General features: G+C 55.7%; 20 protein-coding genes and 1 tRNA gene. 12 read left to right on the forward strand and 9 right to left on the reverse strand.

Annotated features, from left to right (window positions below; translation table 11 throughout):
* The first annotated feature begins 75 nt into the window (after nt 1-75).
* Both QC816_RS08230 and QC816_RS08235 read left to right on the forward strand, forming a co-directional pair.
* The gene (locus tag QC816_RS08230) at nt 76-2,037 is read left to right on the forward strand and encodes a TRAP transporter permease (protein WP_309781575.1); all 1,962 of its coding nucleotides are present in this window, start codon (nt 76-78) and stop codon (nt 2,035-2,037) included.
* A complete protein-coding gene (locus tag QC816_RS08235) occupies nt 2,034-2,987 on the forward strand; it encodes a D-2-hydroxyacid dehydrogenase family protein (protein ID WP_309781576.1) in 954 nt (317 codons plus the stop codon). Before QC816_RS08230 ends, QC816_RS08235 begins: the two co-directional genes overlap by 4 nt.
* Before the next feature lie 22 nt (nt 2,988-3,009).
* On the opposite strand, the gene QC816_RS08240 is transcribed toward QC816_RS08235, so the two are convergent.
* Genes QC816_RS08240 through QC816_RS08250 form a run of 3 tightly spaced genes read right to left on the reverse strand, consistent with a single transcriptional unit; the run spans nt 3,010 to nt 5,783 of the window.
* A complete protein-coding gene (locus tag QC816_RS08240; protein WP_085919392.1) occupies nt 3,010-4,269 on the reverse strand; it encodes a TRAP transporter large permease in 1,260 nt (419 codons plus the stop codon).
* Nucleotides 4,266-4,790 (reverse strand): TRAP transporter small permease, encoded by a 525-nt coding sequence (locus tag QC816_RS08245; protein WP_264824870.1) that lies wholly within the window; start codon nt 4,788-4,790, stop codon nt 4,266-4,268. Before QC816_RS08245 ends, QC816_RS08240 begins: the two co-directional genes overlap by 4 nt.
* Entirely contained in the window at nt 4,791-5,783 is a 993-nt protein-coding gene (locus QC816_RS08250; protein WP_085919391.1) for a TRAP transporter substrate-binding protein, read from the reverse strand. It abuts the gene before it with no gap.
* Between the two features lie 142 nt (nt 5,784-5,925).
* Here QC816_RS08250 and QC816_RS08255 point away from each other — a divergent pair.
* Nucleotides 5,926-6,002: transfer RNA gene (locus tag QC816_RS08255), tRNA-Arg, on the forward strand.
* Nucleotides 6,003-6,225: 223 nt separating this feature from the next.
* Here the strand turns inward: QC816_RS08255 and QC816_RS08260 are convergent.
* Nucleotides 6,226-6,861: a hypothetical protein gene (locus QC816_RS08260; RefSeq protein ID WP_309781577.1), complete on the reverse strand. Its 636-nt coding sequence runs from the start codon at nt 6,859-6,861 to the stop codon at nt 6,226-6,228.
* A gap of 25 nt (nt 6,862-6,886) precedes the next feature.
* Complete coding sequence (locus tag QC816_RS08265) at nt 6,887-7,915, reverse strand: ImmA/IrrE family metallo-endopeptidase (protein WP_309781578.1); 1,029 nt, start codon at nt 7,913-7,915, stop codon at nt 6,887-6,889.
* 218 nt (nt 7,916-8,133) lie between these two features.
* Between QC816_RS08265 and QC816_RS08270 the strand changes: the two genes are divergently transcribed.
* Entirely contained in the window at nt 8,134-8,688 is a 555-nt protein-coding gene (locus QC816_RS08270) for a sce7726 family protein (protein ID WP_309781579.1), read from the forward strand.
* Here the strand turns inward: QC816_RS08270 and QC816_RS08275 are convergent.
* The 3 genes from QC816_RS08275 to QC816_RS08285 all read right to left on the reverse strand — a co-directional run bounded on the left by QC816_RS08275 (nt 8,685) and on the right by QC816_RS08285 (nt 12,783).
* Nucleotides 8,685-9,716 (reverse strand): beta family protein, encoded by a 1,032-nt coding sequence (locus tag QC816_RS08275; protein ID WP_309781580.1) that lies wholly within the window; start codon nt 9,714-9,716, stop codon nt 8,685-8,687. The genes QC816_RS08270 and QC816_RS08275 overlap by 4 nt on opposite strands.
* 533 nt (nt 9,717-10,249) lie before the next feature.
* Nucleotides 10,250-10,936 carry a GntR family transcriptional regulator gene (locus QC816_RS08280; protein ID WP_309781581.1) on the reverse strand — a complete coding sequence of 229 codons (687 nt, stop codon included), beginning with the start codon at nt 10,934-10,936 and terminating at the stop codon, nt 10,250-10,252.
* 59 nt (nt 10,937-10,995) lie between these two features.
* Nucleotides 10,996-12,783 carry an IlvD/Edd family dehydratase gene (locus QC816_RS08285; protein WP_309781582.1) on the reverse strand — a complete coding sequence of 596 codons (1,788 nt, stop codon included), beginning with the start codon at nt 12,781-12,783 and terminating at the stop codon, nt 10,996-10,998.
* Between the two features lie 207 nt (nt 12,784-12,990).
* Here QC816_RS08285 and QC816_RS08290 point away from each other — a divergent pair, with 207 nt between their 5' ends.
* The 7 genes from QC816_RS08290 to QC816_RS08320 all read left to right on the forward strand — a co-directional run bounded on the left by QC816_RS08290 (nt 12,991) and on the right by QC816_RS08320 (nt 20,394).
* Complete coding sequence (locus QC816_RS08290; RefSeq protein WP_309781583.1) at nt 12,991-13,962, forward strand: Bug family tripartite tricarboxylate transporter substrate binding protein; 972 nt, start codon at nt 12,991-12,993, stop codon at nt 13,960-13,962.
* 48 nt (nt 13,963-14,010) lie between these two features.
* The gene (locus QC816_RS08295) at nt 14,011-14,511 is read left to right on the forward strand and encodes a tripartite tricarboxylate transporter TctB family protein (RefSeq protein ID WP_085919652.1); all 501 of its coding nucleotides are present in this window, start codon (nt 14,011-14,013) and stop codon (nt 14,509-14,511) included.
* 101 nt (nt 14,512-14,612) lie between these two features.
* Nucleotides 14,613-16,118 (forward strand): tripartite tricarboxylate transporter permease, encoded by a 1,506-nt coding sequence (locus tag QC816_RS08300; RefSeq protein ID WP_309781584.1) that lies wholly within the window; start codon nt 14,613-14,615, stop codon nt 16,116-16,118.
* 25 nt (nt 16,119-16,143) lie between these two features.
* Nucleotides 16,144-17,265 carry a mandelate racemase/muconate lactonizing enzyme family protein gene (locus tag QC816_RS08305; RefSeq protein ID WP_309781585.1) on the forward strand — a complete coding sequence of 374 codons (1,122 nt, stop codon included), beginning with the start codon at nt 16,144-16,146 and terminating at the stop codon, nt 17,263-17,265.
* A 24-nt stretch (nt 17,266-17,289) separates the two neighbouring features.
* Nucleotides 17,290-18,219, forward strand: coding sequence for a dihydrodipicolinate synthase family protein (locus QC816_RS08310; RefSeq protein WP_264824708.1), 930 nt, complete (start codon nt 17,290-17,292; stop codon nt 18,217-18,219).
* Nucleotides 18,212-19,228: a 2-hydroxyacid dehydrogenase gene (locus QC816_RS08315; RefSeq protein WP_085919655.1), complete on the forward strand. Its 1,017-nt coding sequence runs from the start codon at nt 18,212-18,214 to the stop codon at nt 19,226-19,228. The genes QC816_RS08310 and QC816_RS08315 overlap by 8 nt, the downstream gene beginning before the upstream one ends.
* Nucleotides 19,228-20,394: an alpha-hydroxy acid oxidase gene (locus QC816_RS08320; RefSeq protein ID WP_309781586.1), complete on the forward strand. Its 1,167-nt coding sequence runs from the start codon at nt 19,228-19,230 to the stop codon at nt 20,392-20,394. The genes QC816_RS08315 and QC816_RS08320 overlap by 1 nt, the downstream gene beginning before the upstream one ends.
* Nucleotides 20,395-20,479: 85 nt before the next feature.
* Here the strand turns inward: QC816_RS08320 and QC816_RS08325 are convergent, their stop codons facing one another.
* A complete protein-coding gene (locus QC816_RS08325; RefSeq protein WP_309781587.1) occupies nt 20,480-20,617 on the reverse strand; it encodes an NYN domain-containing protein in 138 nt (45 codons plus the stop codon).
* Nucleotides 20,618-20,963: 346 nt separating this feature from the next.
* On the opposite strand from QC816_RS08325, the gene QC816_RS08330 reads away from it, so the two are divergent.
* Entirely contained in the window at nt 20,964-21,263 is a 300-nt protein-coding gene (locus QC816_RS08330; RefSeq protein ID WP_085919657.1) for a hypothetical protein, read from the forward strand.
* Nucleotides 21,264-21,304 lie beyond the last annotated feature (41 nt).

Raw genomic sequence — 21,304 nt, forward strand, 5'->3', positions numbered from 1 at the left:
CCCGGTGGGGGCGTTAGCTATCAGCCTGACGCGTTGCTCGACCGTCTTTGGTCGGGCGGCGCGGGAGTTCCCCCCATGGATACCGCTAAGAATCCCAATGTTGTTGAAAAGTATCAGGAGGATTCGGGCAAGCGACAGCTCTCGGGCTTCTGGTTTGTGGTGGTGCGCACAGCCGCCGTTGCGATGGCGATTTTCCACCTCTATACGGCCGTTACCGGGCCGGTGAATACGCAAAACGCCGTTCACCTGCTGTTTGCAATGCCGCTGATTTTTCTGGCTTACCATTGCCGGGTACGGGATGCCCAGAAGATCCCCTGGTTTGATCTTGTCCCGATTGTCATGAGCGTCGTGATCAGCGGTTACTACGTTTATCACTTCGACCGCATCATCTATCAGCTGGGCTATCTAACGCCTACCGCGCTGGATTTGGTGCTGGGCGTGAGTGCGATCTTGCTGCTTCTGGAAGCCTGTCGCCGCGCTATCGGTCTGGCCTTCCCGATCCTGGTGCTGATCGCCCTGGCGTATGCAGCCTTTGGGCAGCACTTGCCCGGCGTGTGGGGCCACGGCGGCTTTCGCTGGGACGATCTGGTGGCGACTTTCTACCTCGGCCCCACTGGCATCTTTGGCAGTCTGATGCGCACCTCCTCCACGGTGATCGTCATCTTCATCATGTTTGGAGCGCTGCTGGTCACGACCGGCGGCGGCGATACCTTCATGCGGCTTTCCACCGCCGCGACCGGCGGAATGGCAGGCGGGCCCGCCAAAGCGGCTACCTTGTGTAGTGCCATGTTTGGCAGCATCAGCGGTAGCACGGCGGCCAACGTGGCCACCACCGGGGTGTTTACCATTCCGTTGATGAAGAAAAGCGGCTATAGCCCGCGTTTTGCCGCGGCGACTGAAGCGTCGGCATCGACCGGCGGACAGATTCTGCCGCCCATCATGGGCGCGGCTGCGTTCGTCATGGCCGATGTAATATCGACCAGCTACCTGGACATTATCAGTGCTGCCCTGATACCGGCGCTGCTTTTTTACCTGGCTATCTGGATGAGCGTGCATTTTGAAGCCAAGCGCCTAGGGCTGGACCCGATTCCCAAAGACCAGCGGCCAAGCTTGCGCGAAGGGTTTTTCAACGTAGAAACCTTACTGCTGCCGCTGATCGTGCTGATTACCATGCTGATACTGCGCTATACACCGACAACCGCCGCGGTGGCAGCGTACTTCACGGCGATGGTGCTATATCTGGTATCGCCACGCAGTCAGGGAACGCTATGGGAGCGGGTAAAATCCCTGCCGGCGGCCCTCGAAGCCGGTGCCATGACGGCGGCCATGATTGCCGTCATTATCGGCAGTGTCGCGTTGATTGCCGCGGTGATCAGCCTGACGGGGCTGGGGCTCAAGGTGTCCTCGCTGATCGTCATGGTGAGCGGTGGTGATGTGCTGATCACGCTTTTGCTGGCGATGGTGGTGGCCATTATTCTGGGGATGGGCCTGCCCACGGTCGCCGCTTATATGCTGGCGGCATCGGTGGTCGCGGCGGCCTTTATCGAAGCGGGGCTGCCAAGTCTTTCGGCACACCTGTTTATCCTTTATTTCGCGATTCTGTCAGGCGTCACGCCGCCTGTCGCGCTGGCGGCTTATATCGGTGGCGCGATTGCCGGTTCCCACTGGTTCCGTACGGCACTGACGGCCACCAAGATTTCGCTGGGCGGCTTCCTGATTCCCTTCATGTTCATTTACCACCCGCCGCTTCTGGGCCAAGGCACGAAGCTGGAAATTGGCATGGCAGTGGCATCCGGGGTGCTGGGTATTATTGCCCTGGCGGCATCGACCATCGGCTATTTTGCGCGCCCATGTTCCTGGTTAGAACGTGGACTGCTGCTGTTCGCCGCCCTGATGCTGATCAATGGGCAAGCCATCACCGATGTCGCCGGGATTGCCGTTATAGCAGGTATCTTCGCGTGGCAGCGTTTTGCGACCCCTACGCCTAAAGGCGCTACCCCGCTTGCTTCTGAACCTCCCAAGGAAACGCGCTCATGAAGGTAGTGATTCCCGATGATTATCAGGATTGTGTCCGCACGCTGGATGCCTTTGCCAAGCTGGCAGGTCATCAGGTCACCGTCTATAACGACACGGTGACCGATGAAGACCAGTTGGTGGCACGCTTTCAAGACGCCGAGGCGCTGGTGCTGATTCGCGAGCGCACACCGATAACCGCGTCGTTGCTGGCGCGGCTACCCAAGCTCAAATTGATCAGCCAGACCGGCGGTGGGGCGGCTCATGTAGATATGGCGGCCTGCCGCCAGCACGGCGTGACCGTGCTGGCGGGTACCGGCTCGCCCTATGCGGCCGCCGAGCTGACCTGGGGGCTGGTGCTGGCGGCGATGCGGCATATCCCTGACGAGGTGAATAATCTCAAGGCCGGGCGCTGGCAGCGCACGCTGGGTACCGGCTTGAAAGGCCGCACGCTGGGTATTTTTGGCTACGGCAAGATCGGCCAGCTGGTGGCGCGTTACGGTCAGGCGTTTGAAATGGAGGTGCTGGTGTGGGGTCGGGAGACGACCCGTGAACGAGCCGCGGCCGCAGGGCTTGAGGTGGCGGATTCCCAGGCGGACTTCTTCGCGCGCAGCGATGTGCTCAGCCTGCACCTGCGGCTAAACCCGGAAACCCGCGGCATCGTCACCGCCGAAAACCTCGCCGCCATGAAGCCCACGGCGCTGCTGGTGAACACCAGTCGCGCCCCGCTGGTGGAAGACGGCGCGCTTGAAGCTGCCCTCAACGCCGGGCGGCCGGGCATGGCCGCCGTGGATGTGTTCGATGACGAACCGGTGCGGGCGCACCCGTTACTGGAACTGGCGAACGTTGTGGCAACGCCGCACCTGGGCTATGTCGAGAAAGACAGCTACGAGCTCTATTTTGGCGATGCCTTCGACAACGTCGTGGCTTTTGACACAGGCCAGCCGGTGCGTGATCTGGCCGCAGGGGAATAACGATTCCCCTGCATTTATCAACTCAGCCCGACCAGCCAAGCCACATCGGCACGTAAACCACCAATAGAAGTACGCCGATCAACCCCAGCAGGTACGGCACGATAGCCTGGGTGATGCGCTCCAGCGGCAGTTGCGTCACCGAGGAAGCCACATAGAGGTTGATGGCCACCGGCGGGGTAATCATGCCGATAGACAGCCCCACCACGATAATCAGGCCAAAGTGGATCGGGTCGATGCCCAACTGCAGCGCAAGCGGCAGCAGCACAGGGGTCAGAATGATCAACGCGCTGGCGGTTTCGATAAACACCCCGGTGAGCAGAATGACCGCGACGATCAGCAGCATGATCACGTACGGGTCGGTGGACAGCGACAGCACCGACTGGGCAATAGCCCCAGGTACCTGCCAACTGGACAGCGTCCAGCTGAGCACCGCCGACATGGCAATCACCAGCATGATCACCGACGTGGTCATCGCCGAGCGAATCAGCAGTTGGTACACATTGCGGATCGTTAAATCGCGATACACAAACAACGACACCATAATGGCGTAGTTGACCGCGACCACCGCCGCCTCAGACGGCGTGAAAATGCCCGAGAAGATGCCGCCAAGGATAATCACCGGCGTCATCAGGCCCCAACTGGCGTCTTTGAAAGTACGCAGAATCACAGGCAAAGACAGAGGCGTGCCCTTGGGATACTGCCGCCGATAAGCCTGGGTAATGGCGATTGCCATCAGCCCCAGGCCCATCGCCAGGCCCGGCAGAAAGCCGTTCAAGAACAGCTTGGATACCGACTGCTGGGCGATCACCGCGTAGATGATCATCGGCACCGACGGCGGAATCACCACGCCAATGGTGCCGCTGGCGGCGATCAAGCTGGCGGCGGAGGCGGGGTCGTAACCCTTGCGCTTGAGTTCCGGCACCAGGCTTGAACCGACGGCGGCGGTGGTGGCCGCCCCCGAGCCGGAAATGGCGGCAAAGAACATCCCCGCCATGATCGAAACGAGCGACAGCCCGCCGCGCATGAAGCCCACCAATGAATCGGCAAAGCTCACCAGCTTTTCGCTGACCTTACCCTGGGCCATTAAATCCCCGGCCAGAATAAACATCGGGATTGCCACCAGGGCGAAGGAGTTAATCCCCTGGAACATCTGCTGGGGCACCACCATCAGCGGCACGCCCGCCTGATAAAGCGCAAACAGCGTGCTGGCGCCAATCGCAAAGGCGATGGGCACGTTGAGCAGCATCAAGGCAAAAAACAGCCCGAACAGGAGCATCGTCATGACGGTGTCTCCCTTGGCTCATGGGTATCGCCGGTGACGACCAGTTCAACGGCATCGACCAGGGCGTACCAGGCCATCACGGCGGCGCAGAAGGGCACCACGGCGTAGACATAAGACATCGACACGCGCAGCGCCGCCGACTTCTGGAAGCTCTGTACCTGCATGTATTCCACGCTAATCACCGCCAGGGCAATCAAGAACGCCACGACCACCAATGAGGCCAGCAGCCGCGCCAATAGGCGAAGCCGAGCGGGCAGGGCATCGACGGCAAAGGTGACCGCGATATGTCGGCCGCGCTGGAACGCCAGGGTGCCGGCAAGAAACGTCAGCCAGACCAGCAGAAAACGGGCGACTTCTTCGGTCCACTCCACGGCGGTGAACAGTACGCGGGAAATGATTTGTAGTGTGATAACGCCAATCAGGGCCGCCATGGCCATAAACACCACGGGCTGGATGATGGCATCCAGCCCGTGCTCAACACGGCGCAGCCCCGCGATCAGCGCGCGGGTGCGTTGGGTCACTTATTCCAATGCCTCCCGAATGCGCGGTAGATAGTCACCAAACTGCTCGGCGTATTCGTCGTAAACCGGCTGCACGGCTTTCTGGAAGGCCTCGATATCCGGCGAGTCATTGATTTCCATGCCCGCCTCGCGCAGCTCGGCCAGCTGCTCGGCTTCCATCTCGGCGTTGACCTGGCGTTCATGCTCGGCCGCTTCCTGAGCGGCTTCCTCCAGAATTACCTGCGCGTCTTCGGGGAGCTGGTTCCACACGGAAGACCCCATGACAAAAATCGCCGGCGCGTAGGTGTGCCGGGATAGGGTCATGTAGTTCTGGGTTTCGTCCAGGTTGAACGAGTGGATCACGTTGACCGGATTTTCCTGACCGTCGATGGTGCCCTGCTGCATGGCCGTCAGGGCTTCGGTCCAGGCCATGGGAATGGCGTTGGCGCCCAGGGCGCGGAACGTATCGGTGTATACCGGGTTTTCCATCACGCGAATGCGCAGACCATCGATATCTTCCGGCGCGTTGACCGGGCGTTCGCTGTTGGTCAGGTTGCGGAAACCACGCTCGGCGTAGGCCAGGCCTTTCAGGTTGACCTCGGAGAGCTTGTCCAGCAGCTCCTGACCGATGGGACCATCGAGGACTTCGTAGGCGGCTTCCGGTGAGGGAAACAGGAACGGCAGCTCAAACACCGCCATTTCCTCGACAAAGTTGGCCACCGGCCCGTTGGTGATCACGCCCATATCGACGGTGCCGATCTGCATGCCTTCGAGCAGCGTACGCTCATCGCCCAGCGAGGCGTTGGGGTAGATCTCGATATCCACCTTGCCGTCGGTGCGTTCTTCAACAAGCTCTTCAAACTTGGTGGCGGCGATATGGAAGCCATCCTGCTCGTTAACCACATGCGCCAGGCGCAGGGTAACGGGGTCCATATCGTCAACGGAGGCATTAGCGGCACCTACCAGCGCCAGTGAGATGCCCAGTGCCAGCGTGCTACGTACAAATGTTTTCATTTTATTGTGTTCCCGGTTCTTGAGGTTCAGAGATGCCCGTTAAGGATGCACCAAGGAACTGAAAAGGGTCAATTGACTTAAGCCGCTAAGCGCTCCCGCGGCTGGACACAGCCCGCCCGCGCGGGTAGGATACGCCCCCTAAGCGCCCGTAGCTCAGTTGGATAGAGTATCGGCCTCCGAAGCCGAGGGTCGCAGGTTCGAATCCTGCCGGGCGCGCCAAATTGTGAAAAAAGGGCCTGCGAGGAATCGTGGGCCCTTTTTTGTTGGTTTGGCTTCTATCGGCCAATACCGGACGTTGAGACCATGCTGAAGTAACTCCCTTCATTTATCAGTGCCCAATGAGGGGGTAAGGTACTCAGAGAAGACATCTTTCTTGGCAACTGCCTAAGGTGCCAGGTTCACGGATCCATAATTTTAAGAATAGATGTACAGAAAGGATCTGTTACGCAGATGGAAGAAGATGTTCTTTAAGCTGGTATTTCCCTGCTGTATTGTTTACTAGGCTTCCAATGTAGCTATTAAGAGCGGACAAAGTCTCTTCTCTATGACTGGGTGCGGAACGACCAAAAGCGATGCTCATTGCAGTGTCTACATCAGGCCTAGATCTTACTTTGCCAGAAATATGATCAAAACAGCACTTGTTTACCAATAACAACATTGCTTCATCAAAGCAGATAAATTGAAGCCATAAAGCATCAATTAAGTCATGACCATTAATTTTAGAAATGGCAATAAATGCTCTTTTGTCACCGCTTAAAAAATCGCCACCTGTTTCATATGTAGCAGCAAATAAAGTTGCTTCACCACTATCTATATCGGGCTGATTTAGTTCTAAAAGAAGGTTCGCTGCACCCTGCGAAACCTCGACTTCTGAGGAATGTCCGATGAGTTTTGATGCTTCATGTAATGCACTCTCGCTGCCAAGTTTTTCAAGAGATTTTTCTCGGTTATTTATTTTTAACTGGTAGCGAAGTTGTGGTAACACTGAAAAGTCATCTAATGAACAAGCTAAAGAGCTCGCTAGCTCATCAAGCAAGCAATATTGACAGATCTTTTTTGCAGCATCACTGTCTAGCAAGTACAATCCCAGCCCCCCCCCTTATTTATTTCAGGCCTTGTGCTTCAAGAAGATATTCCATGTTTTCTTGACTTAGCGATTCGCTTTTGAAGTTCTTTTCAAAGCTATTCTTGATCTTTTTCAGTGCTCCACGGCTATCTGGATGGAAGTTGAGAGCCAGATTTGCTTTAGCCCAATCTTGATGTTCTCTAGCATATGACATTAAAATATGGCCAGGATCAACATGTAGCTGAGACCCAATTTCTGAAGCTGCAACAGCAAGCGCTGCAGCAGATTTTTGACGCTTAATATTTCTTAAAAGGTTATCGACTGAACCCCGTAACAAGCTTAGAGCAAAGTTATCAGCTTCATTTTCTTCAGCGTCTTGAAAGGACTCTTCAGCTAAAGTCTCTTTGATTTCTTGAAGGTCTTCATCAAGCAAAATACTGTTGTTGTGAAGGTGGCCACATGCGATGTGGCCTAACTCATGGGCCAACACAAAAAGCTGCCTGGCACATTGATCATCTTTATGACCAAGTATGATTGCAGGGCGGCCATTAGATAAAACTGCCATGCCAGTCATCTTCTTTTTTGATCTTGGTACGTTGTTTAAATAGATGACAGGTATTCCGTGGAACCAGCATAAATCCAATAAAGAATCTAAGTTTATTATTTTGTTGCTCGTGCGTTTCAGTAAAGCATTCCTAACCTCTAATGGGTTTGAAGGTAGAGGTGTGTATTCTTTTTCGATGCCAAATGTAGCCAGTTTGGCAAGCGCCCATCCAAGATTCGCTGAAACACCCAGTTCATCTTCGCTGGTATCTGATCGATGTTTGAATCGCCCTTCAGCTGACATTCTACCAACAGAAAGAGAGCCTGATTCGTCAAACCTCAACTCAAGCCCCAACCGTTGCTGGAGTATTAAAGCAAACTGTACAGCACCAGCACTGGTTTTTAATAACTCATTGTCCCACCATTCTGGAAGCAGCCTCTCAATGTAGGCACGGGGGAAGCCAGCTTTACTCAAGACTCTAAAAGTGGCGGTAGACGAAGTGGGAGTTGTCTGAATAGTCATATTTTACTCCCGTTTTTAGCTTTACTGATCCCATTTATTATCGCACTTCCTGACTTTTTTTTCAAGATTCTATTTTTTCTCCAAATAGAGTCTTGTTCTCATGTTATCTTAAGCATTGATTTATCTAAAGTTATATTAAAATAGTGGTGTATGGAGGAAAGGATGTCTATGTGTTATACTCCCTGAAATCTAAGTAAAATACACGTAGAGTGTGTGCAATGCGTGAAGCAGAGATAAAGACAGCTTTGTCAGATTACATTTCAAATCCTTCTAGCAGTATGACTAGGCTTATTCTAGAAGAAGTTGCTTTAGAGGGAGGCGAAGTTAGGGCAGATTTGGTTAATGCAACAGACATGCATTGCTATGAGATAAAAAGCGAAGCGGACTCGCTGAAGAGGCTTGTTACGCAAGGTGCCCGATATGGAGAAGTTTTTGAAAAAATCACTCTCGTAACTGCAGACAGGCATCTTGAAAAAGCCCTTTCTGTGCTTCCGTCGTGGTGGGGTGTTATGTTAGTAAAAGAAAGTGGTAGAAAAAAATTTAGGCATATGAGAAAGGCAAAGAAGAATAATGGACAACTGTCTAATGCAATGGTTACATTATTAAAAAAAGAAGAAGCCATAAGTATGTTGGAAGAACTGGGTATGGCTAAGGGATGGAAAAGTAAAAGTCTTTATCAGATTCAAGAGCATATCGCGGAGAGTATACCCTTGAATGATTTGAAATTTTTTATTAAGAAAGCTTTGATGGATAGAGCTACAAAAAATAATTAATATTGCTCTTTAATAACATGTGCCATATGATGACTCCATCCCTCCGCTATATGATAATGCCCACAAAGTTTATCTTTTTTGGGGACTGTGCTATCGGCTCTATGAGATATGATATCATCTCCAAATGAATAACCAGCTCCTCGAAAATCTGATCCAAAGGTGGTTACCAGTATTTGGCTTATGGCTATAGAGTCTTCCTTTGTTTTTCCATCTGCTCTCAGTATCAACCAATCATTATTCCTTGTATAACGGATAGATATACGAGATGACATTCGCATCAACGCCTCTTCAGTCCATTGAGGAGATAGTATTCCATAATCAGAATATCCAACTTCTAGCTCAGGAGCGCTACGGTTAACTGCTTTCCAGAATGCCCAGTCGTGCCTAGGGATTTCAGCATAGCCTGTTCTTACAAAGGATAAGTCATCTGGGTAAGCCCCTGATGCAAGATGAACCTTATTAAATCCTAATGCTTTTGCATTCTTGAATGCGCTTGTCACTCCTATAATACTTGCTTCATTCCAATTCTCAGGTGCTTTTCCCAAGTCAAGAATAAAACTAGCGTCTGTATTTCGAGAGATAGTAGCCTTAGCATCCCGCAATTCATTTATTCGATCGTAAGAAAGCGGAAGATCGCTTAAGGATACTCTCAGCCTTATTGCAATTTTAGAAAAAGAGGTGGCTATTTTTTGTAAAGAATGTGGTGCGCGCCTTATTTCGCTTGGCCCGAACACTGGGGTGATATCAAATCCTGCTGATTTTGAATGAAGCAAAAATTCTTCAAGCTCATTCTGTCTAGTATCTGTCAACAACCCACTTGGGTTAGCATAGTCAACGAGAGCAGGTGCACCCCATACATCTTGAAAGTTTTTAAGTAAGTTAGTGTGTTGAGAAGCATCTCTTATTTCTATACAAGGAGTGAGCTCCTCTTTAATTTCAGAGAATGTTTTTGACAATGCTTTCTGTTCCCATTTTTGCCACTTTATTATTGGCATGTAATTAGGGTTGCTTGAGTGCTTTCTAGCCATTAATATTTTCCCTCCCTTCTTATTTGGTTACCATAAATACTATCTATCTACTGGTTCAGTGTTTTTTACTGGGCTAAGACTTTCGAAAAATATCAAAATTTTATACAGTGCTTTGGCATTAAATAAACATGAATGGGTGTGCAAAAAAAATTATCTTTTTCATCATCCGGGACCCCACACCTACTTAAAAGATAAATAATTATTACAATGCCTCAGCATAACACCAATAACTGTGCGGGCTGCATAATACTGATCAACGCGCTTTCTGTCTTTATCAACATGTCTTCTTTGGATCGTTTTCAGCCACTGTATCTCCAGCTCGCTGTGCCGGATGACTTTCGCCAAGCGTCTGCTACTTCAACTGACTTGAATCCAGCCTAGCACAGGCTGGTTAAGTTGGCTGAGAGTCGAGGGGAGAGCTATCAACGTTTATACCGCTGGGTAGGGAAGCCGTCTTGGGTGAGAAAGTCTTCAACTAGCGCGCTATCTACACAGACAATACATGCAGCCGTTGCTGCACCTATTGCATAGGCTTAGGTATAAAGCGCCAAGTAGCGGTTTTTAGAAGGTAGCAGATGCTGGCGACACAGGTCAGCCAGGCGTTCGCGGTCTTCGTCCCGAATAGCTTCAATCATCAATTCGTGCTCGCGGCGGGCTTGAGCGAGGGCGTCGCGGTCGGTGATCGCAATGAAACGGATGCCGTGGGCTTTCTGGGCGAACTCGTTGATGGTGGCGTAGAGGTAAGTGTTGCCGCAGGCCCGGAAAAGCGTGCGATGGAAAGCGATGTTCATATGAAACACCTCACGCAGGTCGTGGGCATACACGGCCTCGCTATGCTGCTGATGAACCGCTTCCAGTTCGGCAAGCCATTCCGGCGGAGCTGGCAAGGGCAGCTTGTTGACGGCGGCCAGCTCGAGAATCTCGCGCATGGCGTAGATCTCTTCGACCTCATCCGGTGGATAGCTCCTGACGAAGGCGCCCCGGTTTTTGATGCGCTCCGTCAGGCCGATGCTATCGAGTTGGAAGAGCGCCTGACGGACGACGTGCCGCTTGCAATTGAAGCGTTCCATCATGGTTTCTTCGACCAGCCGCTCGCGGGGGTGCAGGCGGCCGAGCACAATGTCCTCTTCTACCGCGGCCACGATGTCACTGACACCATGGGCAGGTTGCGAGGCTTGGGTTTCGGCACCGCGTGTTGACGGCTGGGCGGTTCGGCTCATGATCGGTTTCTCAGCCTCCATGGCAGGGCATTTGGTTAAGAAGTGTACCAAACTCGCCTTCACGCTTCATGCTGCCTCGGAATCCGGCAGGTGGGCGCCGGCCGACAGGCGCGGAAGTCGCAGCCTTCCTCGGCTTGCAGGATCTGCTCCATAAACAGGCGACGATAGCCCAACAGCGGCGCTTCGCTCGTCTCGGTTTTGAACGCCTGCCGACGTGCATCAAGCTCCGTGTCATCCACTTCCAGACTTAGCCGATTGTTGCTGACATCCAGCGATATGACATCGCCATCGCGCACCAGTCCTAGTGGGCCGCCCTCGGCAGATTCCGGGGAAACGTGAAGCACGACGGTACCTGCCGCCGTGCCGCTCATGCGCCCATCGGATATACGCACCATATCTTTGACGCCCTGGGCGGCCAGTTTCTTGGGGATCGGGATGTAGCCAGCTTCGGGCATGCCCGGTGCGCCCTTGGGCCCGATATTCTGCAGTATCAGCACGTCGTCGGCGTTTACATCCAGGTCGGGATCGTCAATGCGGTTGGCCAGGTCTTCAAGGCCGGTGAACACCACGGCGCGGCCGCGATGGGTCATCAACTCGGCGGAGGCAGCCGACTGCTTGATGATGGCGCCGGCGGGGGCCAGGTTGCCACGCAACACCGCGATGCCTCCCTGGGCATAGATAGGGTTTTGCTTGGGGCGCACGATCTTCTGGTCGATAAGGTGCACGGCGGCATCGATGTTTTCACCCAGGGTGTGGCCGTTGATGGTCATGGCATTCAGGTGCAATAGCGGTTTTAGCTCGCGCAACAGGGTGGGCAGGCCGCCGGCGCGGTGCAGGTCCTCCATGTAGCCTTCGCCTGAGGGCTTGAGGTCCACCAGTACCGGGGTTTCCTGGCTCATGCGGTCGAAGGCTTCAAGGTCGATGTCGATGCCTAGCCGTCCGGCGATGGCAGTCAGGTGAATCAAGGCGTTGGTCGAGCCGCCTAATGCGAGCAGAACCCGCAGGGCGTTCTCGAATGCCTCAGGGGTCAGAATTTGATCGGGGGTAACACCAGCCCGAGCGAGCGCTACGGCCTGGGCACCGGATTGCTCGGCGATGCGTTGCCGGTCGGCATAGACCGCCGGTGCAGTAGCGCTGTTGGGCAGCATGATACCCAGTGTCTCAGCCAGGCAAGCCATGGTGCTGGCGGTACCCATTACCGAGCAGGTGCCTACGGTGGGGACCAGCTTGTCGTTGACCTCGTTGATCTCCGCCTCGTCGATGTCCTTGCCGCGATAGGCCGCCCAGTAACGGCGGCAGTCGGTGCAGGCGCCAACGCGCGTCCCGCGATGTGAGCCGGAGAGCATGGGACCCGTGACGACCTGGACCGTTGGAACACCAGCGCTTGAAGCAGCCATCAACTGAGCGGGAACGGTCTTGTCGCAGCCGCCGATCAGTACCACGGCATCCATCGGCTGAGCGCGAATCATCTCTTCAGTATCCAACGCCATGAGGTTGCGCAGGTACATGCTGGTGGGGTTGGCGAAGGACTCATGGAGGGTGATGGTAGGAAAATCGACCGGCAAGCCGCCCGCGAGCATCACTCCGCGTTTTACGCTCTCGACTAACCCCGGCACGTTGCCGTGACAGGCGTTGTAGCCGCTATAGGTATTGGCAATGCCAATGACCGGGCGTGAAAGCGCGTCATCCGTGTAGCCCATTCCCTTGATAAAGGCCTTGCGCAGGAACAGCGAAAAGTCGGCATCGCCGTAGTTGGTTAGGCGATTGGACATGCCCAGAGTAGGGCCGTCGGCGTCAGATTGCTGATGGTCACTGCCTTGGTGGTTGTTTCGGAAGTCCTGGCTCATCGCGGTTTCCTCTATGTTGTTCGCGGCTTGTCGGAGGTCCGTTGATTACGGTTCTTGAACGCAAGGCTAGGCGGTAAAAATCGGCTTGGCAAGATTATTAATAATATTATTGACAATATTGTTGATAGGCAACTACGTTTGATCTTGCAAGCACGCCTTGCACGACAATGTGCGATACAACGACAAACAGCACGTGAGGTAACAACGATGCAAATCCGTAGCGCTTACGCCGCAACCCTACTGTCCGCCCTGATGTTTTCAGGGGCCGCCCAAGCCGATTATTCAGCCGCTGATGAGATCAAGGTGCTGCAAGGTTTCAAGGCCGGTGGGGGCAGTGATGCCTTGGCTCAGTTGACCCAACCGTTCTTGCGGGAGTCGCTGGGTGTGGAATTTATTAACGAGTACTTGCCTGGGGCCACAGGCGCGATTGCCTGGACCCGTCTAGCCCACCAGTCGCCGAATGATGGCAGCGTCATCAGCATCACCAATACGCCGATGTTGATGACCAACTACATCATGAATGACGCCATCAATTATTCGATCGAGGAACTGACGCCAATCGCCAACGTGGTCACCGACCCAGGCATCATCGTGGTGCCAGAGAATAGCCCCTATGAAACCGTGGAAGAGTTCCTCGCTGCCGCTGAGGAAAGACCCGGTGAGATCACGGTGGGCAACTCGGGCGTTGGGGGGGATGACTTCTTCTCGACCATCATGATCGAGAAGGCGACCGGCCTGTCCTTCCAGAAGGTGCCTTTCCAGGGCGATGGTCCATCGGCCACGGCGGCGCTGGGCGGCAAGATCGATGCCAGCTTCAACAACCTGGGTAACGTCTATGGCCACATCGAGTCGGGCAGCCTGCGGCCGCTAGCGATATTTGCCGAAGAGCGTCTGGATATCCTGCCTGATGTGCCCACCATGGTAGAGATGGATATCGACGTCGTGGCGGGTTCCTCACGCGGTTACAGCGCGCCAGCGGGCATTCCGGACGAGGCTCGCGATGAGCTGATCGCTGCCTTTGAGGCGCTGGGAGAGAACGAGGAGTTCCAGAAGACTGCCCAGGAGCGTGCCATGAACCTCGACATCCAGACCGGTGACGATTACGGCCAGATGATGCAGGACATGGAAGGCCAGTTCGTAGAAATCTGGGCAGATGTCAAAGATGAGGTCAACCAGTAAGGCAACGGCGCCAAAGGCGCAATACGGCGATCGACAAGGGGGTGTGAGATGAACATAAGTCGTCTGGTGTTGGGGGTGTTTGCCATTGGCTTAGCAGCGACGTTCTATGTCACTGCGCTTGGCTACCCCGATAAGGCGGCGAACATGCCTCTTATCTACTCGGTCGTCGTGGCCTTGTTAGGCGCGGCGATGGTGGGCCAAGAGATCATCAGTACCCTGCGTCGCCGCAAGGTGTCGGTCGAGGGAGCGGCTACCGCTTCCGATGCTGACCCAGAGGAGACAGCCGTTAGCGAGCAAGAGCACCAACGCAAGCCATGGAAGGCCATGCTGATCTTCCTGCTGGCCGCCGTCTACCTCTATAGCATTTCGATACTGGGGTACCTGGGCGCCACGGTCGGCTTCATGGTCGTGGCCCTGTCGATCATCGGACATCTCTCATGGCGTTTCGCCGCAATCGGTATCGTGTTGCTGGTCACGCTGGTGTGTACGGTTTTCATCGGCTTTTTGGGTCTGCCTGTGCCGCTGCTGCCGCCATTGCTGTCCTCATAACGACATTGTGCGCACTTCTTATCCTCAGCTCGCCTTTATCGGCCCAGCCTGTCAGCGAGTTGGGGGTGGGTGCCTGACGCAGGCTTCTGGAGTCTAGTCATATGGATAACCTTGTTCTGGTGGGCCTGACCAACGTCATCTCGTTCACCAATATTGCCCTGATTCTGGGCGGCACACTACTGGGGCTATTTGTGGGGGCCATGCCAGGGCTCTCTGCCACGATGGCGCTGGCTTTGTTGCTGCCGCTCACCTTCGGTATGGACCCGGCCTCGGGGCTCAGTATGCTGGCGTCGCTCTACGTGGGGGCCTCATACGGTGGTTCGATCGCCGCCATTTTGTTGCGGACACCCGGTACGCCGTCGGCTGCTGCCACCGTGCTTGATGGCTATCCGTTATCGCAACAGGGTCAGGCTGGCAAGGCGTTGGGGGTCTCGATCTTCGCGTCTTTCATCGGGGGGCTGATGAGCGGTATTGCACTGCTCACAGCAGCGCCTCTACTCGGTGTGCTAGTACTCAAGTTCGGCCCGATCGAGCTTTTCGCCATTGCCGTACTGGGCATTACCATCATCGGCTCGCTGGCCCAGGGCTCGGTCATCAGCGGTCTGCTTTCCGGGGCCCTGGGGCTGCTGGTGAGTACTGTCGGCATGGACCTGATCACCGGTACGCCACGCATGACCTACGGCATCATTAATCTTTTCTCGGGCATTGAGTTCACGGTGGCGCTGATCGGACTGTTCTCGATCCCCCAGGCGCTGATCCTGATCGAGAATGCGCATGGTAAACAAAAGGTGGCGAGCAAGATCACCGACCGGTTGATTCCGCCACTGGCCGAGCTTCGCCGTTTGCTCCCCAATATTTTCCGCTCCGGCGGCATTGGCATCATTACCGGTCTGATTCCGGGAACCGGCGGTGATACGGCGAGCTGGTTCGCCTATAACGAGGCGAAACGTTTTGCCAAGGACAAGAGCCGCTTCGGCAAGGGTGACATCGCCGGGGTGGCCGCTCCTGAAGCCGCCAACAATGCGGTGGTCGGCGGTGCCCTGATTCCCACGATTGCCCTGGGCATTCCTGGCAGTTCCTCCACTGCGATTCTATTGGGGGCCCTCATGGTGCAGGGCATCCTGCCCGGCCCCAATCTGCTCACAGATTATGGCGATGTTACCTACACCCTGATCTGGGCGGTCATTTTCGCCAACATTGGCTTACTGCTGGTGGGTCTTTTGTTTACCCGCCTATGCGTGAGTGTGACGCGGATCCCTGACAGCTTTGTGGCCTGCTCGATTATAACGCTGTGTGTGATCGGTGCCTTTGCGATTAACAACAGCCTGTTCGAGGTAGGGATGATGCTCGGTTTTGGGCTGTTCGGTTACTGGATGAACAAGGCGGGCGTGTCGCCAGCGCCGATGGTGATCGGGCTGATTCTTGGGCCGGTCATGGAAACCAGTTTCCAGCAGTCAATGCTGATCGGTCAGGGCAATCTGGGCATCTTTTTGAGCAGCCCTATCGCCGTTGTGTTGCTGTGCATTGCCGCTTTCTCAGTACTGCAGGCGACCCCGTTTTTCCGCTGGCTGCGGGGAACGCTGAGAAGCCGTACTCAGCCGGAATGACTCACTCTCAATGTAAGGATTTACCATGACAACGATAACTGACGTACGAGCTCGGACGGTCAATGTACCGCTGGATAATCCCACCAGCTTTTCCAATCGCCAGGTACTCAAGCGCGATTACGTGCTGGTTGAGGTGGTGGGCGATGATGGCCATGTGGGCATTGGTTTTTGCTATGGCGGCAACAATGCGGGTTCGCTGGTGGCCAATGCCGTCAGGGAACTGCTCAAGCCGGTGCTGATCGGAGCGGACGCCCATTCGACCGAGGCACTGTGGCAGGCAATGTATCAGGAATCGTTGCTGCATGGTCGCTGCGGTTCGGTAATGCGTGCGATCAGTATTCTGGATACCGCGCTTTGGGACCGTAATGCCCGGGCCGCGCAACTGCCGCTTTATAAATACCTGGGCGCAAGCGACACGCAAAGCGTGCCAGCGTATGCCAGCGGGGGTTACTACCTGGACGGCAAGACCCCCGCGATGCTGGGTGAAGAAATGGCCGGCTACGTGGCGAAGGGGTTCAAGGCGGTCAAGGTGAAGGTCGGCCGCGAAGACTTGGCTGGCGAGGAAGCGCGACTGGCGGCGGTGCGCGAGGCAGTAGGCCCCAATGTGCAGGTAATGATGGATGCCAACAATGCCTGGCGGGATCTGCCGTCGGCGCTGGCCTTTATGCGCATGGCCGAACCGTACGACCCTTTCTGGATCGAGGAGCCGTTCAGCCCCGATGATATCGACAACCATCGTCGCCTGGCGGAGCGTACGCCGGTGCCGGTCGCCACGGGCGAAATAGAGGCCGGCCGCTGGCGCTTCAAGGAGTTGCTGGATAAGGAAGCGGCAATGATTCTGCAGACCGATGCCGCCGTATGTGGCGGTATTACCGAGTTTCGGCGCATCGCCGCCACAGCGGCCAGTTACGGTGTCGACATTTACCCGCACTGGTTCCACGACCTGCATATCCACCTGGTGGCGTCGGCACCCAACGTGTCCATGGTCGAGTTCTTCGCTGACGATCAGGTGCTTAACTTCAGGCGTCTGGTGGATACACAGTTGCAGTTTGCCGACGGCCAACTGCTGCTGCCCACCGCTCCGGGACTTGGCTTCGGCTTTGATCAGGCGGCGCTTGAGCGCTATGCCATCGAACCCTGGCACTAACCGTCTTACAACAAGGAGAATGTCATGTCTCAAGTGAGTGGAGACGTCTGGTCACCGGTCATTACCCCCTTCGGCGCCGACCTGGCGCCGGACGAGCAGCGTTTTGTGGCGCATTGCCAATGGCTGGCCTCGAATGGCGTCGGCTTGGCGGTGTTCGGCACCAATTCCGAGGCCAATTCAATGACGGTGGCTGAAAAGCAGGCGTTGTTGCAGGCGCTGGTGGATGGCGGTATCGATCCTGCCCGAGTGATGCCCGGCACCGGCAACTGCGCGATTGACGACTGCGTCTCATTGACCCGTGCGGCGGTGGAGGCGGGCTGTGCCGGTGTGCTGATGCTGCCGCCTTTCTATTACAAGGGGGTCAGCGATGAGGGCTTGTTCCGCTACTACAGTGAAGTGATCAACCGCGTTGCCGATTCACGCCTGCGGATCTACCTCTACCATATTCCGCCGGTCACTCAGGTGCCGCTTTCGCTCGAACTGATCGAACGGTTACGCGATGCTTTCCCTGGCATCATTGCCGGCATCAAGGACAGTGGCGGTGATTGGGCCCACACCCAAGCGTTGACCGAGCGCTTTGCCGGGCAGGATTTCGCCGTGTACGCGGGTAGCGAACGGTTTCTGCTGGATACCTTGCGGGCCGGTGGCGCTGGCTGCATCAGTGCCACGGCCAACGTCAATCCGGCGGCCATCGTTGAGTTGGCACGGCATTGGCAGGAGGGTGATGCCGACGAGCGTCAGCAGCGCCTTAACGTGGTACGCGACCTGTTTGAAACTTATCCGCTGATCCCTGCCATGAAAGCGGCGACGGCATATTTTTCGGGAATCGACGATTGGCGGCGCTTGCGCCCACCCTTGGTGGAGCTGGACGACCAACGTACCGCTGAACTTATGTCTGCGCTCAAAGCGACGGGTTTCCAAATGCAAGGAGTGGGTGAGGCGCGCCATGGCTGAGCAAATAAAACCGTGGCGGATTGTCGCCGTACGCCGACTCAGCGAAGCCCAGCTTGAGGCGCTTTCCGGCATGGCGGAGGTTGACTACTTCGAGGATGTGGACGCCTCCAATCACGCTGACTTTATGGCAGCACTTTCCAAGGCCCATGGCCTGATCGGCGGTAAGCTGGAGCTCAGCGAGGCGATGTTGGCCAAAGCACCAGCGCTACAGGTGGTCGCCACTATTTCGGTAGGCTATGACCATTTGCCCCTTGAAGCGCTGAGCCGGCGCGGCATTCTGCTCTGCAATACACCGGATGTGCTGACCGAGACCACCGCCGATACGGCGTTTGCGCTGATCATGGCGACTCAGCGGCGCCTGGTCGAGCTTTCCAATCTTGTCCGTGACGGTGGCTGGCAGGCCCATATCGGCCCCGAGCATTTCGGCGTGGATGTGCACGGTAAAACCCTGGGCATCGTAGGCGCAGGGCGGATTGGCGCTGCGATTGCCCGGCGCGGGGCACTGGGCTTCGGCATGCCGATCCTGTACACGGCGGCATCGCCCAAACCGGCGCTCGAGCAGGAGCTCGGCGCACAGCGGCGTGATCTTGAGGCATTGTTAGCCCAAGCGGATATCGTCTGTTTGAGCGTGCCCTACAACGCTGACACCCATCACCTGATTGACGCCGATGCCCTGTCCCTTATGAAGCCGACGGCGGCACTGGTCAATGTGGCAAGGGGAAAAGTGGTGGATGAACCGGCGTTGATCGAGGCACTACGCCGCGGTCGTATTCGTGCCGCAGGGCTCGATGTGTTCGCCGAAGAACCATTGCCTGCCGACTCACCGTTGTCCGCCATGGACAATGTGGTGGTTGCCCCGCATATTGGCTCGGCGACCCATGAAACGCGTGACGCCATGGCGCAACTGGCCGTCGATAACCTGGTGGGTGCGCTGGTTGGCAGTGGACCGCTTACCCCCGTTAATGAGGATGTCTGGCGACGGACCTTCTCTGAAGCCCAGGAGACATAATGCCCCGACGATTGGACCATATTCTGAGCCTGGATGACTTCGAGCGGGCCGCCAAGCGGCATTTACCGCGACCGCTGTTTGGCTATGTCGCGAGCGTCGCCGAAGACGGCATGACCGCACGCGCCAGTCGTGATGCTTTCGATCACTACGTGTTTCTACCGCGGGCGCTGGTCAATGTGGCCGATGTATCGACGGAAACCGAGCTCTTTGGTTGCCGCTATGCCTATCCGTTTGGCATTGCCCCAATGGGGATAAGTGCCCTGACGGCCTATCGGGGCGACCGGGTGCTGGCGCGGGCGGCGTCAAACGCTGGCATTCCCATGATCGTTAGCGGTACCTCGTTGATTCCTATGGAAACCTTGGCAGGTCCGAATGGCTCGGATTGGTTCCAGGCCTATCTGCCCGGAACGCCAGAGGAGATTGATGCCCTACTGGCGCGTGTCGAGAAGGCCGGATTTAGCAATCTGGTGATCACCGTGGACTACGCCGTGCCGCCCAATCCTGAAAACCACCGGCGAGCGGGTTTCTCTTCGCCGCTGCGCCCCAGCCTCCGGCTCGCCTTGGATGGCCTGGTACGGCCACGTTGGCTATTCGGGACCTTTTTAAAGACATTGTGGTACCACGGCGTTCCGCACTTCGAGAATAACGCGGCAACGCGTGGCGTGCCGGTGCTGGCAAAAAACGTTAACCGGGATTTCTCGGGCCGTCGGCACCTGGATTGGTCAACGCTTGATCGGGTTCGGGCGTGCTGGAAGGGTAACCTGATAGTGAAAGGTATTCTCCACCCAGACGATGCACGACGGGCCGTCAGTGCCGGTGCCGATGGGGTGATTGTTTCCAACCATGGTGGCCGTCAGCTCGATGCCACCGTGGCACCGCTGACCATGCTGCCCGAGGTGGTGGAGGCAGTTGGTGAAGCGGTGCCGGTGATGATCGATGGCAGCTTCCGGCGTGGCAGCCAGGTGCTCAAGGCGTTGTCCTTGGGCGCCAGCTTCGTGTTTCTGGGCCGTCCCTTTAATTATGCGGCCAGCATCGCGGGCGACGCCGGTGTGGAGAAAGCGGTCACGCTCTTGGGTGACGAAATAGAACGCGATATGGCGCTGCTCGGCGTAACAAGCGTCAAGGCGTTATCCGTGGATTTACTAAAGCGAAATGGGTTCTATTAGTTCTATTTAAACTGATGTGGATTCAGTGAAAGTGTTCCATCCATCGCGATGAACCTGCTGGCCTGGCCCATCAGAAACGCGGCGCTCAACGGCGGGGCGCCATGAACTTCAACTGTTTTCCGTATTGCCCCCTGATTTTGTTGACGAGCAGATCAAAGTCTCCAGCGCCTGAGGTCAGCACGATGACCTCGGCTGTCTCCGCGCGCTCCATGACATCGAGCACGATGCCAACATCCCAATCCCCTTTTGCAGAACCGTCTGAACGCTGACTAAAAGGCGTTCACGACGCCTCTGTTGGTGGTGGATATCGCCCAAAACTTATTGTCATCAAAGTGGCGGCCATAGGTTTCGAGCACGTCGGCGTCAACTTTTGCGTAAAGCGTCTGTGTTTTATCCCGTCCCGGGCGGGCAAGGAAGGTGGCGAGGTTTTTAGTGTCAATACAACTTTTAGGTAAATTTTTTTTAATATGAAAAGCGAGAAAAGTACCTTTTTATGGAATGATCATTACATTAGCATGCTAATCACCTAGTGGAGAGCATTTCTCCGTACCAACCCAAGGAGACGTATCATGAAACTCAGGACAACGCTTTCAGCTCTTGTCATTGTCGCCATTCCCATGGTCGCCCAGGCCGACCCGGCCACTGAGCGTGCCATTCAACTGAACGAGCCTCTGAAGACTGGCCAGGTAACGCAACAGGACGCTGATACGTCGGTATCGGTCATGGATTTATCCCAGGATATCGTGAGCGAAGGCGACAGCGCTGCCATGAAAAAAGCACGCGCTAGCCTTAGAACGGAAAATCAGCACGAGACAGATATCCAGTTGAGCGCTGATCAACTGGAACTGGCGCGCGAAGCGACCACCTAAACGCGATCGAATACCGACGTGCTATTTGGCTTATGAGCCTC

It is taken from the genome of Vreelandella janggokensis, from assembly GCF_031451615.1.
GTDB lineage: Bacteria > Pseudomonadota > Gammaproteobacteria > Pseudomonadales > Halomonadaceae > Vreelandella > Vreelandella janggokensis.